The organism is Acinetobacter apis, assembly GCF_900197575.1.
GTDB classification, from domain to species: Bacteria; Pseudomonadota; Gammaproteobacteria; order Pseudomonadales; family Moraxellaceae; genus Acinetobacter; species Acinetobacter apis.
In genome coordinates this window covers 25250-42748 of record NZ_FZLN01000003.1, presented here as the reverse complement: position 1 = coordinate 42748, position 17499 = coordinate 25250, and the positions used below count along the sequence as shown (strand labels likewise).

The 17499-nt window shown below is 37.8% G+C and carries 11 protein-coding genes; 2 read left to right on the top strand and 9 right to left on the bottom strand.

Going from position 1 to position 17499, the window contains the following annotated elements:
• Positions 1-48: 48 nt before the first annotated feature.
• From CFY84_RS08290 to uvrC, 9 genes are all read right to left on the bottom strand, one after another.
• Positions 49-1200, bottom strand: a complete 1152-nt coding sequence (locus CFY84_RS08290) for a 5-methyltetrahydropteroyltriglutamate--homocysteine S-methyltransferase (RefSeq protein WP_088823759.1) — start codon at positions 1198-1200, stop codon at positions 49-51.
• A 220-nt stretch (positions 1201-1420) separates the two neighbouring features.
• Positions 1421-3523, bottom strand: coding sequence for a TonB-dependent siderophore receptor (locus CFY84_RS08285; RefSeq protein ID WP_088823758.1), 2103 nt, complete (start codon positions 3521-3523; stop codon positions 1421-1423).
• Positions 3524-3668: 145 nt separating this feature from the next.
• Entirely contained in the window at positions 3669-5063 is a 1395-nt protein-coding gene (locus CFY84_RS08280) for a sensor histidine kinase (RefSeq protein ID WP_228149626.1), read from the bottom strand.
• A gap of 7 nt (positions 5064-5070) precedes the next feature.
• Positions 5071-5754 carry a response regulator gene (locus tag CFY84_RS08275; RefSeq protein WP_088823757.1) on the bottom strand — a complete coding sequence of 228 codons (684 nt, stop codon included), beginning with the start codon at positions 5752-5754 and terminating at the stop codon, positions 5071-5073.
• A complete protein-coding gene (locus CFY84_RS08270) occupies positions 5755-7359 on the bottom strand; it encodes a phosphoethanolamine transferase (RefSeq protein ID WP_407640204.1) in 1605 nt (534 codons plus the stop codon).
• 97 nt (positions 7360-7456) lie between these two features.
• Positions 7457-8152 (bottom strand): phosphatase PAP2 family protein, encoded by a 696-nt coding sequence (locus CFY84_RS08265; protein WP_088823755.1) that lies wholly within the window; start codon positions 8150-8152, stop codon positions 7457-7459.
• A 436-nt stretch (positions 8153-8588) separates the two neighbouring features.
• Entirely contained in the window at positions 8589-10802 is a 2214-nt protein-coding gene (locus tag CFY84_RS08260; protein WP_213062827.1) for a bifunctional SulP family inorganic anion transporter/carbonic anhydrase, read from the bottom strand.
• 603 nt (positions 10803-11405) lie between these two features.
• The gene (gene pgsA / locus CFY84_RS08255; RefSeq protein ID WP_088823753.1) at positions 11406-11996 is read right to left on the bottom strand and encodes a CDP-diacylglycerol--glycerol-3-phosphate 3-phosphatidyltransferase; all 591 of its coding nucleotides are present in this window, start codon (positions 11994-11996) and stop codon (positions 11406-11408) included.
• Positions 11997-12154: 158 nt separating this feature from the next.
• Positions 12155-13960 carry an excinuclease ABC subunit UvrC gene (gene uvrC, locus CFY84_RS08250; RefSeq protein WP_088823752.1) on the bottom strand — a complete coding sequence of 602 codons (1806 nt, stop codon included), beginning with the start codon at positions 13958-13960 and terminating at the stop codon, positions 12155-12157.
• A 263-nt stretch (positions 13961-14223) separates the two neighbouring features.
• Between uvrC and CFY84_RS08245 the strand changes: the two genes are divergently transcribed.
• Both CFY84_RS08245 and CFY84_RS08240 read left to right on the top strand, forming a co-directional pair.
• Positions 14224-16317, top strand: a complete 2094-nt coding sequence (locus CFY84_RS08245) for a 3-hydroxyacyl-CoA dehydrogenase NAD-binding domain-containing protein (protein WP_088823751.1) — start codon at positions 14224-14226, stop codon at positions 16315-16317.
• On the top strand, positions 16314-17447 hold the full coding sequence (locus CFY84_RS08240; protein ID WP_088823750.1) for an acetyl-CoA C-acyltransferase: 1134 nt from the start codon (positions 16314-16316) through the stop codon (positions 17445-17447). Before CFY84_RS08245 ends, CFY84_RS08240 begins: the two co-directional genes overlap by 4 nt.
• The last annotated feature ends 52 nt before the right edge of the window (positions 17448-17499 follow it).

The window sequence follows — 17499 nt, the reverse complement described above, 5'->3', positions numbered from 1 at the left end:
ATTCACAGATTTTATTAATTCAACTTATAAAAACTGATGCTATAACGTTTAACCTTCTGTACCCCATACTTCAGCCACAATATCGTGAATCAGATCAATTTTTTTCCATTGTGCCTCTTCTGCTACGCTGTTGCCTTCTTCTGTAGAAGAAAAACCACATTGTGGGCTGAGTGCCAATTGAGACAATGGCAAATATTCAGCAGCAGCATGAATACGCTCAATAATTTCTGATTCACTTTCAAGGGTTTCCACTTTTGATGTGACCAAACCAAGCACCACTTCGGCTGTTGTATCTTTTAACTTTGCCAATGGTTCAAAACCACCTGAACGATGATTGTCATATTCTAGAAAGTAACGGTCAATATTGTTTAAGTTTTTAAAGATATAATCTTCAATACCATCATATCCACCTTCATAGATCCAAGCAGACACAAAATTACCTCGACAGATATGCATTGCGATCACTAAATCATCAGGTTTATCTGCCAAAGCAAGGTTTAAACTTTTCACACATGCCGCAGCCAATGTCTGTGTAGATTCACCAAACTCTTTCTCTTCATCAACGCGTTGTTGTGACACCAAAAATGCCCAATACACATCATCTAGTTGTAAATAACGGCAGCCTAAATCATAAAATGCTTGAATGGCTTTTTTATAGGCCTGTCCTAAATCTGTTACATAACGGTCTAAATCATTGGCATAAATATCTGAAGAAAAGCGGATTTTACGGTGTAAAAACATGTTTGGACTAGGAATGGTCATTTTCGCAATATGTTTATCATTCTGACCAACAGCATCATGCAAAAACTTATAATCTGCTAAATGTGGGTGTTCAGGATTAAAATCAATTTGACCTGTAATTCGTACTTGGTGCGGTTTGGTTTCAACACCATTAAATTGATAACCTTTTTGCTCATCAAACCCTTCGACTCCTAGTAAGTTTTCCATGAAGTCAAAATGCCACCAAGCACGGCGTAATTCACCATCGGTAATGGCATGTACGCCATGGGCTTTTTGTTGTGCAACTAAGTTTAAAATTTCATCATCTTCTATCTTTCGAAGTGCTTCAAGACCAAGCTCTCCAAGCGTGACTGCTTTGCGCGCGTTTTTTAAACGTTGCGGACGTAAAAAACTGCCCACATGGTCAGCTTTATATCCTGCATATTTTTGTTTTGCTTCGGCTGTTGTATTACTACCCATAATCACACCCTTGTTCTATCGTTATACTTTGATTCATTAAATCGTAACTTTGATCTTTTGTCTAACACCCATAAAAAACATTTATCTCAAAATATAGGTTACGCTAAAAATCAAAAATATCACATATAAAACAATAATTGTGATTTATTTAACATTAAAAGCATGCTTATTGTATGGCATGCTTTTAATCTAAAGATAGAAATAACTCAAGTTACAACAATTAAAAACGGTAGTTGGCTGTTAAAAATACTTCGCGTGAATTGCCCGGAGTGACCCATAGGTCTTTTAAGCTTGAGGTATAATAGGTTTTATCAAATGCATTATTTAATGTTAGCTGAAGGCTTAAATCACGATTAATGTCATAATAGGCATTCATGTTAAAGACAGTATATGATGGTAAATCAAAGCCGTTATCTAGCTCATTTCCAGCACGTGCTGCAACATATTGCACATTGCCGCCTAAGCCAATTTTTTGTTCGCCCGATTGCCATAAATCATATCTAACCAAAAGATTTGCCATGTGTTTTGGACTGTTAAGCAAACGCGCACCTGCATTGTCGCCTTTTTTTACTTCTGCATCGGTGTAAGTATAGACAAATTTTAGGTTTAAGCCATCTATTGGCTCTGCTGTCAAATCAAACTCTACACCTCGGCTTTGCATTTCGCCTGTGGCAACCATATAGGCACTGTCAGATAAATCTGTAGTCAATACATTTTCTTTATTTACATGAAACAGCGTCAGATTTGAGGTGACAGCACCATCTAGCCATTTGCTTTTCGCACCAAGTTCATAGGTCCATGCTTTTTCAGGATCAAAGGCTTGGTTTTGACGACTTAAACCTGAATTTAAGTGGAATGATTGACCAACGCTCGCATAGGCTGACCAATGATCATTAAAGACATAGTTTACTGCTGCACGTGGGCTAAAGTGAGTGAAATTTTGTTTTCCTGATGTTTGCGATACAGGGTCTTTATAGTTTTGCTGATAATAATCAACACGTCCACCCAATAATACTGACCAGTTGTTGTCAATTTCAATGAAGTCACTCAGTGTCAACCCTGCATTTAACTGCGTTTCATCAATATGAAACACAGGCCGCAATTGTTGGGGTAAAGCAACGCCATAAATTGGTTGATAAATGTTGATTTGGTCTTGAGATGTTGCACCGCGTACGCGGTAGCGGTTTAATGCATTATCAATATTTAAATGGCTAAATGTAGTTCCAATCACAACTTTATGCTGTAACTCGCCTGTGGCAAACTCTCCTAACAGATCATGATTGACCAAGTAACTTGTGGTTTCATAATCACGATAACGGCGTTCACGGTTTAGATCTCCTCGAGCATTCAGCAATTGAAATGCTTCAGAAGAATAACCATGCCACGTGTTATTTTTATAATTGAATGCGGCTTTACTTGTCCAAGTATCATTCCAGCGATGTGTTAACCGAAGCTGTTGTAACATATCATTCATGGTCATTAAGCCATCTGCTTTTTCACCTAAAAAGCGATCACGAGGAATCACCCCCAATTGTTGGTTCACAGCAGCAACACCACGGTCAAAACGGCTGTGAATACGTGAATATTCACTGTCATAATCGATTTGTGTTGCATCATTTGGTTGCCATTTTAATTGTGGTGCGATAAATAAGCGATCATTTTTAACATCTTGGCGAAAGCTATGGTTATTTTCATAAGCGATGCCTAAGCGGTAAGCCACGGTGTCTGTCAATGCATTGGTGGTATCTAGCGATGCACGATATTGGTCATGCGACCCTGCACGTAAACTAAGCTCATTTTTTGCAGTAAATTCAGGCTTTTTGGTGACAACATTTAATGTGCCGCCCGGATCACCTGCCCCATACATTGCTGCTTCAGGGCCTTTTAAAAATTCTACTTGGGCCACGTTGACCAAATCTCGTGATGCACTTAAGCCTAAATTTGAAACAATGCCATTTCTTAAACTTACAGCGCCAATGGTTTGGTCTGTATTGAAACCACGCACTGAGTAGTTATCCCAAAAACCACCCATTGGGTTCAATGCAGATACCCCACTGACCATTGCCAATGTATCACTCACACGTTGTGCATTGGTGTCTTTTAGTACTTTCGATGTCACCACTTGAACATTTTTAGGCGAACGCATTGGATCAATTGTAAACTTTGTTCCTGCATCTGATGGTTTTGCAGCGTATGAGTCCTTTGATGCACTTGATTTAAAAGATAAAGTTTCAAGCACTTCAACCGATGCATCTTCAGCAAAACTAAATGGGCTTGCACATAAAACAGTAAAAGAAATCAGGCTTAAACGAAAATGTTTCATACAGTTAAATTAGGCTATAAGTGTTATGTTATAACATTTAATAACAAATCATGAACAATTTCAATGCTTTTTTTTAATCAGAATTTCAGTCTATATAAAAAAGACCACACGCGGTGGTCAAGATTAATCCGCTCAATGGTTGAGTTTAAGCGGATGGTGATGAAATTACACAACGTTTAAACTTTAACTGCACACACAAACCAGATAATAACAATGAAGATGAGAAATTAAGTTCACCATCAATTAATTTCAATGCTGCATCAACAATTGATAGACCTAAACCACTCCCAACAACTTGATGTTGTGTTTGCTCTAAGCGTACAAAACGCTGACGAATATTTTTGATATCAGGCTGCTGAATACCCGGACCGCTATCGTGAATTTCAATGGTGACTTCTGAACCTTGTAAATAGACCTTAATTAAAATCTCACTTAAACTTGGACTGTATTTAATTGCATTGTCTAGAATATTTAACAAAATACTTTCAATTGCTTCTGTGGTGGCCATGATATATAAATCATGTGCTTCAGCTTGAATATCAACACGAACCTGCATGTCTTTTGCATAACTTGCAGCATGAAGCTGATTCATTGCAACACGAATTGCATCAAGTACACTTAATGCTTCTAGTTGTGATCCTGCCATTTCATCTTGTTTTGCCAATGCCATCAATTGGTCGACCAAACGCATCATTCGCTGTGAACTTAATCTTAAATCATTTAAATTATCTTGATACACTGCGGCATTTTGATCAATTTTACTGAGTAATTTAATCTGCAAATTAATGGCAGTTAATGGCGTTCTAAGCTCATGTGCTGCATTGGCAACAAAAAATTGTTGCTGTTTTTGAGCTGACGCCATCCGCTTAAATAAATAATTTAATTCATTAATTGCAGGCGTGATTTCTGCAGGCATTCTGTCTATATGAATGTCTGATAAATCAAGTGGGTCACGTTTAGAAAACACCTGTTCTAGCTCATTAATTGGTTTTAAATGTCGCCGAATTAAGCGATAGATCCCATAAATACCAATAGGCACAAAAAACAAATATGGCATTAACATATTAATTGCCAACTCTTTGGCCAACTCGACACGGACATGAACTTGCTGACTCACTTGAATTTGCCGATGACCACTTGGACGGACGTAAATTTGTAAATCGCCACGTGATGTTTTGTGCCTTGAAAAATATGGTGTTGTGGTTGCAGGCAACAAATAACCATGGGTCAGCCCTGTGGGCTGTAATTCAGACTGATCAATCACATCAATAAATACATCTGTTTCGTCATACCGATGCAACGGATCAAAAGCAGAACTTCTAAATTTTTGATTATGCACTTCTAAAAAATTAGCCATTTCTTGCATTTGACGATCAATCATTTCTTCAGATTCTTCTAAAGCAATCCGATATGCAGAAACACCAATCAAAACCAATAAAATCAAGCTAAATACGGAAATGGTTAATGACATTCTCGTACTGAGTGAATAGGTTTGGTACTGACCATATAATGTTTTAAACCATTTCATTTTTTTCAGCATGATGTTATCAATTTGGCTTAGGTGTATCTAAACAATAGCCGAGTCCGCGTACAGTACGAATTCGACTTTTGCCAAGTTTGGCACGTAAATTATGAATATGAACTTCAATGGTATTGCTTTGAATATCATCGTTCCAATCATAAAGTTTTTGTTCGAGTGATTCACGTGAGAAAATTTGATTGGGATACATCATCATGGGTTCAAGAATAGTCCACTCTTTATTTGATAACACCACCAATTTACCTGCATCCAATAGGCGGTGTGTACTTGGAAACATCTCCAAGTCACCCACTGAAAATGAAATCTCTTGATCGCTATAGGCCGAGCTACGACGAATCACCACTTCCATACGTGCCAATAATTCATCAAAATCAAAAGGCTTGACCAAATAATCATCAGCACCAATTTTTAAGCCCAGTACTTTATCTTTGATTTGGTCTCTAGCACTAAGAATAATCACCCCAGTTTTATTAAATTCAGCTTTTTTACGGATATGTTTTAAAATATCCATGCCTTCAATTTCAGGTAAGCCCAAATCAAGCAAAATAAGGTGGTAGACATCATTAAATAAATAATCAAGAGCCTCTAAGCCCGTTTTTGCCCAATCAACATGATATTTTTCATGCTGTAATAATTGGAATGTGGTCTTTCCAATCATCAAATCATCTTCAATAAATAAAACTTTCAGCATTTAAATGCCCTGACAATGGTTTAATAAATCAAGCTTTGGATTAAGTACTTGAGTTTGGATTTGTAATAAACTGAGCATGGTTGGAAATAAATGATCATGGCTGATGGCATCATTGGCTTGTTGCTGTAAACATGCCACATATTGACTTTTTTTCGGCCACTGATCTGAAAACCACATGACCATTGGCACATGTGTTTGCTCTTTTGGTGCAATTAAATAAGGCGCGCCATGTAAATACATGCCACTCTCACCTGTTGATTCCCCATGATCAGAAACATAATACAAACTTGATGCAATATCGAGCTTTTTTAAACGTTGAATGGTCGATGCCACAATATGATCAGTATATAAAACCGTATTATCATAGGTGTTAATCAACTGATCATGATTACAATCTTGAATATTATTGGTTTGGCATACCGGCTTAAACTGCTCATATGCTTTTGGATAACGCTTATAGTAAGCAGGACCATGGCTGCCAATTTGATGTAATACAATCAATTGATCTTGCTTTAAGTTTTTTATATCCAATTGATCGAAATATGTATTCAAGGCATCAAGCAAAACTTCATCATAACATTCACCATTTACACAAGATGTTTTATAGGCAGGATCATCTTTCGGTGATATGTATGATTTTATGCGGTCACACGCCCCTTTACATCCCGAGTTGTTATCAATCCATGTCACTTGATAGCCTGCACGTTGTGCAATGTCTAACAAGCCTTCTCGATGAGATGCTAAATCTTCATCATAGCTTTTACGGGGCATCCCTGAAAACATACATGGAACAGATACAGAGGTTTGTGTACCACAGGAAGATACTTGTTTGAAGTTAATCACATTTAAAGCACTGAGTTCAGGCGTGGTATTTCGTGCATATCCGTTTAAGCCAAAATTTTGTGCGCGTGTGGTTTCACCAACAATCAATAAGACCACTTTAGGTGTGTGTGTACCGATGCGATGGGCATCTGTACCAAAAGGGACTAAAGGTTGTTTGCCTCGTTTAAACTGCCCTGTAACATAGCCAATTCCATTTGAAATTACATTAAATGGTGAGATTTGTCCTTTTAGTTCACGATGTTCGCGAAAGATAGGTGCATATTGGCCATAAAATGAGAAAAGCCCAACACCAATTAAAAATAATGCGGTAATTATGGTTAAGAGTTTTTGATATAAAATGGATTTCAAAGGCTTTGCCTTAATATCTATCATCAACACAACAACAGCAGGAATAACTAAAAACTGCAATAAATGAATGAAAAGCGGTACAGATAATAAATCCATCGCTTCATTCACATCTGTTTGTGCCACATTTTGGATTTGCTCTTTTGTAATATCAATTCCCAATTGATTGACAAAATAAGAGCACCCTGCGGTTAGGACAATAAAAAAAATCGCTACAAATTTTGCTGTTCTCTGCCAAGAAAAAAGCTGCAAAACCAGTAAATACAACCCACCAATGATGAAAAAAGTCACCAATAAAAATAAAAACTGAGCCAAACCTTGGTAAGAACCAAATTGAGCAACTTGCTCATAAAAACGAAAATTGACTCCCCCAGCCATCCACAATGCAAGCAATAAATTAAACATAAACAATGTCATGTGTAATTTTTTCAATTTAAAAATTTGAGACATAACAAAAAACTAATCAGTGAATGAACAATATATGCCATTAGAAAGTATAAAAATTAAGGGAATGTTAGTTCTCTATACTATTTTTCTGTGTCCAATACACGCTAAATGCCTTGTAGATGACAAAATCTATGCACCATGACCACCAAAACGACCATAAATTATGACTTAAAAAATGTGCACCACGGATCATTTGAATTAAACTCATCATTGCGCCTAAACATAAGGCAAATACAAGACCATAAATGGCATAACGTGGAAAATCTTGGCGATATGCAAAAAATAAAGTTAATAACGCAAACCCACCTGAGGCATGTCCACCGGGCAAGCATTTGCCTTGACCTCTTAAAACCCGCCCCCAATCCACCATTCCATTGACTTGCTCTACCATAGACCATGGGCATGCATGTGGTGATGTTGCTTTTAATACAGCAATTATTGATACTGAGCAAATCATTGATACTAAAACAAAAATACAGATACGTTGTATATGATGATGACTATTGGATATTTTGAAATAAATCAGCAACATTAAATGAATAACAGCAATCATAATGACTAAATACTTCAAACCTTGGTGTCCAATATGGACCAAATACCAATTGTCTTCATAGGCATATTGCCCATTTAAACCAATCCAGGGTCGTGATAAATATTGGTCAATTTCTCCTGCGACAGGAAAAAAGAGATAAATAATGACGGCACAAAGTACAAGCATCAGAATATTAATACGATCAAAACGATAAAGTTTAAACTGATGCAATGGATCACCCCTTTAAAAATAAAGAGCAGTATAAAAATACAAAAATGAGCTTTAGCTTAGGAATTAGAAATAAATTTTCATAAAAATATGTTGGTACTTATTCACAAGCGAATGACTCAACAAATGGCACTTTTTCTAGCCCAAGTTACAACACAGTAGGACAATAGCAACGGCAATTGTCAGAAAAAACGTACAAGAATATTCGATCATTTCGTCTGTAAAGCCAATGACTGATTCAATAGGATGAGTTTATCGCACAGGGATTGACCGAACATAAAAAAATAATGCTAAGTTCATCATCAGGATGCGAGGTAAAACAGGATGTTATACCCTCGGTGAAGAGTTAATAAAAAAGCCTAACAGGATGTTAGGCTTTTTTATATTTAAACTTTTGATCAACGTAGCCTGCGCATACGTTGATCAAGGCAACCATGAATTATAAAAATTCAACCTTACCTGTTTTAACATCATAAATCGCGCCAACAATACCAATCTCACCGCGATCAACCATGTCACGTAACACATCGCTTTGTTTTAAAATGTAGCTAATGTTGTTTTTCACATTCACACGAGTTACTTCTTCAACAAAATTGTGTGTTGATAATTTATGATCAACCGATTGTGCTTTAACTGTATCAATCGCTGTAATAATCGGTTTCAATACATAATGAATATGTGGCATTTCTTTCGATTGAGTCATATCAATCTTTTGCTCATGCACTTGGCATGCTGAAGTAATTGCGCCACAGTCGGTATGACCTAATACCACAATCAGCTTTGAACCTTTTGCTTGACATGCAAACTCAAGTGAACCAAGTACTTTTTGTCCTGCAATATTTCCTGCAATACGTAAGCTGAACAAATCACCCACACCCACATCAAACAACATTTCAATCGGTGCACGAGAATCCATACATCCAAGCACTGCTGCAATTGGGTGTTGGCCTTCATCTGATGTCACTTGAATCTGACGGCTAATGTTGTGGTGCAAACGTTCATGGTTTGCAAAACGCGAGTTACCTTCTTTAAGTTTTTGCAATACATCTTCTGGACGAAGCTGATCTTGAAACGATTTAGTACTCACATCAATGTCTAAAGTATGTTCTTCTACTTCAGGGTAATGCACTTTTAAGCCAACAAATTTCACTGAAATTTGGTGTTTAACTGCAATTTCCTTTTGGAAGTCTTCAATCACTGAATATAAATCTGGATCGATATAATCTGTTTGTGATGCATCAATAACGACAGTCTCACCATCTTTGATGTGTGATAGTGCTGAAACCAATGCTGCACGGTTCAAGAAGCTTACATTTTGCGACAACTCAATACGTGTAATTACCCCATGTACATGTGTTTCACGTACAGTGCGGATACCACGGTGTAAGTTATTGTGCAAAATAAAGATAATGCTAACAAATAAACCAATTAAAATACCAAGCAACAAGTCAGTTGCAATAATAGCAACAACAGTAACGATAAACGGTAGGAACTGCTTCCAACCCTTTTTAAAGAACTGAACAAACAATTTTGGACTAGCAAGTTTATAACCTGTTAATAACAAAATTGCAGCAAGTGCAGACAATGGCACATAGTTTAATAATGGTGTTAAAAACAATACCGCAACAATCAGTAAGATACCGTGGAAAATAGCAGAAAACAGTAAGATACCGTGGAAAATAGCAGAAAACTTTGTTTTTGCACCACTGTTGGCATTGACCGAGCTTCGTACAATTACAGAAGTAATTGGCATACCACCAACAAAACCTGCGAATGTATTACCTACACCTTGTGCAAATAATTCACGGTTTGGTGGAGAATGACGCTTATGCGGATCCATTTTATCGGCAGCTTCTAAGTTCAGTAGCGTCTCAAGTGATGCCACCAATGCCAATGTCACAGCACCAATATAAATTTGTGTGTGACTTAAAAATGAAAAGTCAGGGAAATAAAATAACTGTTCTGTGCTGCCTAAAATTTTAGGTAACTGAATTAAGTTTTGCTCAGTAACCGCAAAGCTTGACCCTGTTTTAACCAAAATATAGTTTAAAACACCCGCAAAAATCACTGCAATCAAAATCGATGGCAATGGAAATTTCTTCAGCTTTGTTGCATCCCAAGACAAGATTAACAATAAACTCAATACACCGACTAAAGTGGCGCCAGCGTCAATAAATGAAAAGACCTGCTGTGGATTCTGCCAGAAATTGCTCATGGCACTGACATCAATACCAAATAAACGCGGTACTTGACCAATGATTAAGATTAAACCAATGGCAGCAAGTAGACCCACAATAACGTTATTTGGAATAAAACTTGAAAATGAACCTAATTTTAAGGCACCAAATACGATTTGCAGTAAGCCTGCAAGAATCATAGAAACTAAAAATGCCTGATAGTTACCACCTAAGGCATCAAGCTGTGTAATCACAACTGCTGTTAGTCCTGCTGCAGGACCTGATACACTAATGTGTGAACCACTGAGTGCACCCACAACAATACCACCAATAACTCCAGCAATAATACCTGAAAGTAATGGTGCACCTGACGCTAGCGCAATACCTAAACAGAGTGGTAATGCAACTAGGAAAACCACCAAACCAGACATTAAATCGTCGGAATAGATAGTCTTACCTAAAACTTGAAATTTCATAAATTTTATTACTATCCTGACTTAAATAGGGGGGAGATGACCAATGCAAGATTGATTCATGAACTTAACAAAATGGAAAATACGTAAAATTAATCGTTATTTATATGTCGAATATCAAAATGTAACAAATCCACTATAGAATTAAAAATTTTATTTTTTAAAGTATACTCGTCAAATATAGCACAAAACCAAATTTTATTATTTAAAAACATAGATTTATATTGAATATAATAAATTAAACACCTAAAATATAGTTACAAAAAACAAACATTATACAATGCTGTAAATTAATTTTTTTAAGTAAGAATTAATAAATACATTTTTATGGATTTTATTGCTGTTTTAATCAATCAATTTTTTGGATATTAAAACATCGATTTTTGTATTCCATTTCGACAAAGTTACGCACTCTGAACCCACAGATTGTATAGTTATGATTCAAGACAAGCGTTGAGTAAATATACAGCTTGATCATAATGGAATTTCTGTTCTTTTAGCTAGAGAAGTTTGATGTCAAAAATAAGGATTTTGTTGATCAATTGTTAAACAAAAAAAGCCAATCAATTGGCTTTTACAGTTTTTATCATTTAAGTTAAATTATAGCTATGGTTGTTTTAAGAAAGGCCATGCTGCACGTAAATAAATAACCATCGACCATAATGTTAGAATCACAGCAGTATATAGTAGTAAATAAGCAATGAAGTCTAGCGGTTGCCAATTCAATAAAAATACACTAATGGCAATCATTTGAAATGCAGTTTTATATTTACCCACAGTTGATACCGCCACATTGGTTCGCGCGCCTAGCTCAGCCATCCACTCTCGAAGTGCAGAGACTGTAATTTCACGTGAGATAATGACGATTGCAGCGAATGCCATCATAATACTTGGTTTCCACTGCACCAATAAGATTAATGCCGCAACCACCATGAGTTTGTCTGCAACCGGATCTAAAAATCGTCCAAAGGCAGACGTCTGGTTTAATACACGTGCAAGATACCCATCAAACCAATCGGTTAATGCAGCAAGAATAAATAATGACGTTAACAGCGCATGTCTAAATACAATTTGCTTTTCACTGTCCCCCGCACCTACAGCAGGAGGCCAATACGCAATTAATAAAAAAACAGGGATTAATACAATCCGTGCAATGGTCAAAATATTAGGAATATTCAGGATTTTCCCTGCACTCATATCAGTCCGCCAACTCACTCTAATCGATTGTATCCACAATACGCCTATAAGATATTTTTATTGTATCTAAATATGATGACACTTTATACGAAATCCCCTGTGGTGTCGACTGCATAAATTATAAAGTTCGCTGGCCTGATGAGTTAGGTGAATTTCACTTATTCATGCAACACTTTATAGATGACTTTTGCCATAGATGCACCAATGCCAAGCACTTGAGTCAATTCTTTTTCGGATGCCTTCAATACGCCTTGAATTCCACCAAAATGTGTCAGTAAGTCTCGGCGGCGTTTCGGACCCAATCCTGGAATCACTTCAAGTACAGAACCTGCACGACGTTTATCACGCTTAGCACGATGCTTGGTAATAGCAAAGCGATGTGCTTCATCTCGTACCTGCTGAATCAAATGCAATGCTTTATTGTCTTCTGGCAATTGAATTTTATCGCCATTGGTAAAATGTAGCGTTTCAAGCCCGGGCTTTCTGCCCTCACCTTTTGACACACCCACCATAAAAGGGTCTAAACCTAAGTCTTTCATGACTTCAATCGCCATATTAAGTTGTCCCTTACCGCCATCAATCAACAATAAATCAGGCAACATGGCTTTTTTATAACGGCGAGTCAATGCTTGTCTCATGGCTGCATAATCATCACCGGGTTCAATATCTTCAATTGCAAACTGTCGATAATCTCTTTTACGCATACCACCTTGGTCAAACACAACACATGAAGCAATCGTTGCCTCACCCATGGTATGACTAATATCAAAGCACTCTATACGGTCAATCGGTTGCTTTAAAATATCTTGTAATTGATGGAAACGTTCCATAATTTCTAGATGATTATTAAGCTGACCCTTAATGGCATGCTGTACATTCATTTTTGCAAGCTGCAACCATTCTGCCCGTGTTTCTCTTACTTGGCTTTTAATCACAATTTTTTTGTTAAATGCTTGGAATAAGGCTTGTTCTACATCTTTTTGATCTGGCAAAGCATGACTAATGATTAGCTCTTGAGGAATTTCATCAGCCACTTGGAAGTAAAAGTTTGCCATAAATTGGCTTAACATCTGACCAAGATCATCAAATAACATATCTGGAAAATAGCTTTTCCCACCAAGCATCCGACCATTTCGCACATGCATAATTTGAATACAAGTCACGCCTGCCAAATAAGCAATGGCTAAAATATCTGCCTCACCTTTAACTTTATACACCGCTTGCTGGGCAGATATTTCACGTAATAAGCCCAAACGATCACGGTAAAAAACTGCTTTTTCAAACTCAAGCTGTTCGGCCGCCTGCTCCATTTGTTGGATCAATTCTTGGTTCAGCTCTTGTGTATTGCCTTGTAAAAATTTTAATGAGTTATCAACATCTTTTTTATAATCTTCAGGCGAAATGAGCCCAACACAAGGCGCTGTACAGCGCTTAATTTGATATTGTAAGCATGGGCGTTTACGCTGAGCATAATAGCTATTTTCACACTGACGTACATTAAATAACTTTTGTAGTGTCAACAGCATATCGCGTGCAGCTTGTGCACTTGGGTAAGGACCAAAAAAACGACCTGCTTGATGTTTGCCTTTACCGCGCCCACTGCTGATGCGTGGGTATGGCTTATCAGCAGAAATAAAAATATATACATAAGACTTATCATCACGCAGCATAATATTATAAGGCGGTCGATGCAGCTTAATTAAATTTTGTTCAAGCAATAATGCTTCAGTTTCAGATCGAACAATTAACGTTTCAATGTCATGAATTCTAGCAACCAAAGCTCTTGTTTTTGGGTGTTCAATGGTTTTGGCAAAGTAATTGGAGACACGATTTTTTAAGTTCTTTGCTTTACCAACATACAATAGCTCACCTTGTTGACCAAGCATTTTATACACGCCTGGCAATTGGGTCATATGGGCTAATATCTTTTGGATATGCGGGTCAACACGTGAATTCAAAATCATTCTTCTATCAGGACTATTCATAATTATGTGACGTTATTTTATTTATTTTCAAGGTCATTTAAACGTCTGTTAAAACTTGTCTAAGTCCACGTTCTTGTTTATAAAACAACCTGAGCATTCAAAAAACTAAAAATACAGGAAATTGATACAACAGATTAACTTATTTTCATATCAAGTTATCGTAGAATACGTAACAATATTGATCTATGAAAGATATAAAATAATTTTTTCCGTCACATTTCTGCAAAAAAGGAGATCATGACATGATCCATCACGGACATGCCATTACTGTTCAGATGCTAGAGGGCGGAATTGCAGAGTGTTGTTTTCATCTTCAGCATGCCATATTGCATGAGTTAAATGACATTCAAGCCGCACTTGCCGCAATAAAAGCGAATACATCCATTCAAGGGCTGGTCGTCTCGTTTCAACCGCACTCGTCTGAGACCAATGATAACAATAAGCCGTATGATGAATTATTACAGCAAGAAAAAACAGATTTAAGCACTTGGCTCGAACAAGCCAACCAAGTCTTTAATCAACTTGAAGATTTAACTGTGCCTAAAGTTGCGATTTTGCAACAATCCACTTTTGATATTGCCTTAGAAATTGCACTGTGTTGTGAATACCGCGTTATGGATCAGCACAGCACATTAAGGTTGACCCAACATCAACATGGCATTATGCCGTACCTTGGCGGCATGATCCGATTACCCCGCATCATCGGCTTAGACCATGCGATTGATGCTCTAATTTATACAAATAGCTATACAGCAACTGACGCGTTAGATATCGGGCTTATTGATGCCAAAGTTGCACATGATGATGTCTTCCCTGCTGCACTCAAACTGATGCAGTGGGCAATTGGTGATTCAAGCTGGTCAAATAAACAAAATAATAAAAAACATGCACTCGCATTCCGCCCTGTTGAAAAAGCCATGCTGCTTTACGCAAGAAAAGAACAAATATTGGCAGATTTTCCAATTCAGCACATGCCAACTGGCAAAATCTTGCTTGATGCATTGTTAGATACCATTGATCTTGACCGCACTGAAGCATATGACGTCATTCAAAATGCCATGCTTCATGTTCTAGACAGTCCAACACGACATGCAGTGCACGGACTCTCAGAAGCCAAATCAATATATCAACAGCACTTACCCTCTACACGACCATTTCAAACCCTTGCTTGGCTTGGTGAGGGTTATAATCACTATTTAGAGCACTTGTTTGTGCAACAACCACAATTGAATTTAATCATTCAAGCACCATCTGCACAAATTAAACTGCGCTACGCTGAATTTGCAGCACAATGGGCACAGCAATATTCAATAGAAGAATTAACAACTAGATTACAACGCATTGATATTGCTAATGATCATGCCTCAATTGCCCATGCAGACGTTATTTTTGACACAGATGTCAGTGACTTACCAAGTAAATTGTCTGTTTTATATGGGCTTGATAAAGCAGCAACACCAACTTATATCGTTACCTTACATGCACATCAGTCTATCAATGCGCTTGCGTCAGCTTCACATCACCCTATTCATTTAATAGGCACATACTTTTTTCATGATTTTTACCATCCACAATTGGTGGAGGTGGTCTGTCATGACAAAACATCGGCACAAACCCTTGAAGATGCATTACAGTTTATTCAGCAATTAGGGCACACACCACTGATTGTGAAAGATCGAAAAGGTCGTTTTATTCACCGCGTTTTATCCGCTTATTTCTTCGCTTTTAATCAGCTTATTGATGAAGGAATCAGTGCACCATACATCGATCAGCTTTTAGAAGATTTTGGATGGACACAAGGACCTGCGGCATTGGCAGATCAGATTGGTATTGAAACCTGTTTGACATTTCAAGAGCAATTACAAGCGAAACATACAGAACAGGTGTCATGTTTTAAAACATTATATGATGCAGATCGCCTAGGTCAAAATAACTTGAAAGGGTTCTATGCATATCAATCTACAAATCAAGGATCATTCATACGCAGCAAGGATTCAGAAGTAGCAGATTTATTGCCGCAAGCAGAATCAAATGCTCAAATCTCAGCACAAAGTATCATTGATCGTTTAATGATTGCACTTTGCAATGAAGTATTACACAGTGTGTCAGATCAAACGGTATCGTATGCTACAGATGCAGACTTAGCAGCAGTATTGGCATTTGGTTTTCCAAAACATCTGGGTGGTCCATGTCGTTATGTAGAGCATTATGGATTACGTGAATATATTGCATTGTGCAATACCTATGCACATTTGGGCGCACATTATCATGCCCCCAACTGGTTGCATGATGTGGTTGAAGCACAAACCTCATTGTTTCAGGAGCATGTGCTATGAGCAAACTTCATCCACGTGACACAGTGATTATTGATGCCGTTCGAACCGCTATTGGGCAACCGCAAGGTGTTTTACAGCATTTAAATGCTGAACAGCTTTCTGCTGCAACCTTACAGCAATTAATACAGCGCCATGAATTTGATTTAAATGAAATAGAAGACTTCATTTGGGGTTCAGCTGATGTCATTTCAGCACGGCGAATTGCTTTAGCTGCACAACTGCCTGTAACCGTCACAGGTCAAGTGATTCAGCATTTACAAGGCTCATCCATGCAGGCACTCCATGCAGCCGCTGCACAAATAGCCACTGAACAAGGTCATATTTTTATCGTGGGTGGTGTTGGCGTCACACCTTCTCAAGTCATGCCATCCGCACCAATTGCAGGTTATGCTCATGCTTCATTTAATCCGCTATACAGCGATGAATTTTTAGCACACCTCAATCAAATCAGCCGTGAAGCACAAGATCAGTTGGCATTACAATCACAACAAAAAGCATGGCTTGCACAGCAGCGCGGTCATTTTCAGGCTGAAATTGTACCTATTCAAGGACTGAGCAATCATGGTTTGATGACGACATGTCACACAGATGAGTTGATTACCCAAGATTTAACTTTTGCCGCACTCAAAACCTTACCCACAATACATCAGCAACATCATGCAACACTCACCATAGGCAACACTGCAAGTCAAGGTATTGGTGCATCAGCGCTTTTACTGATGTCCGCTGAACATGCTCAAAGCTTAGGTCTTCAACCCAAAGCCGTGATTCGTGCCATGGCTGTAGCGGCATGTGACCCTGCCATTGCAAGCTATGCAACTGTTCCTGCCATTCAAAAAGCCCTTAAACGTGCAGGGCGCACCATTGAAGAGATTCATACTTTTGAACTCGATGAACACTCTGCTGCAGCCCATTTAAGCATTGTGAAAAACTTAAACCTGACTCAACGTCAAGACCGTATTAATATGTATGGTGGTGCTATTGCACTGGGACAAGTTATGGGTTCATCTGGCACACAAATGCTGACCACCCTCTTGCATATCATGGAGCACAAAAATACCACTCTAGGGCTTGCAGCATTATCAATGGATTTAGGACAAGGCATTGCCACCGTGATTGAACGGATTTAACTTATTTAAAGTATTTTTTACAGTCTGACTTGCCTTTTTGAAAAAGGGCGTC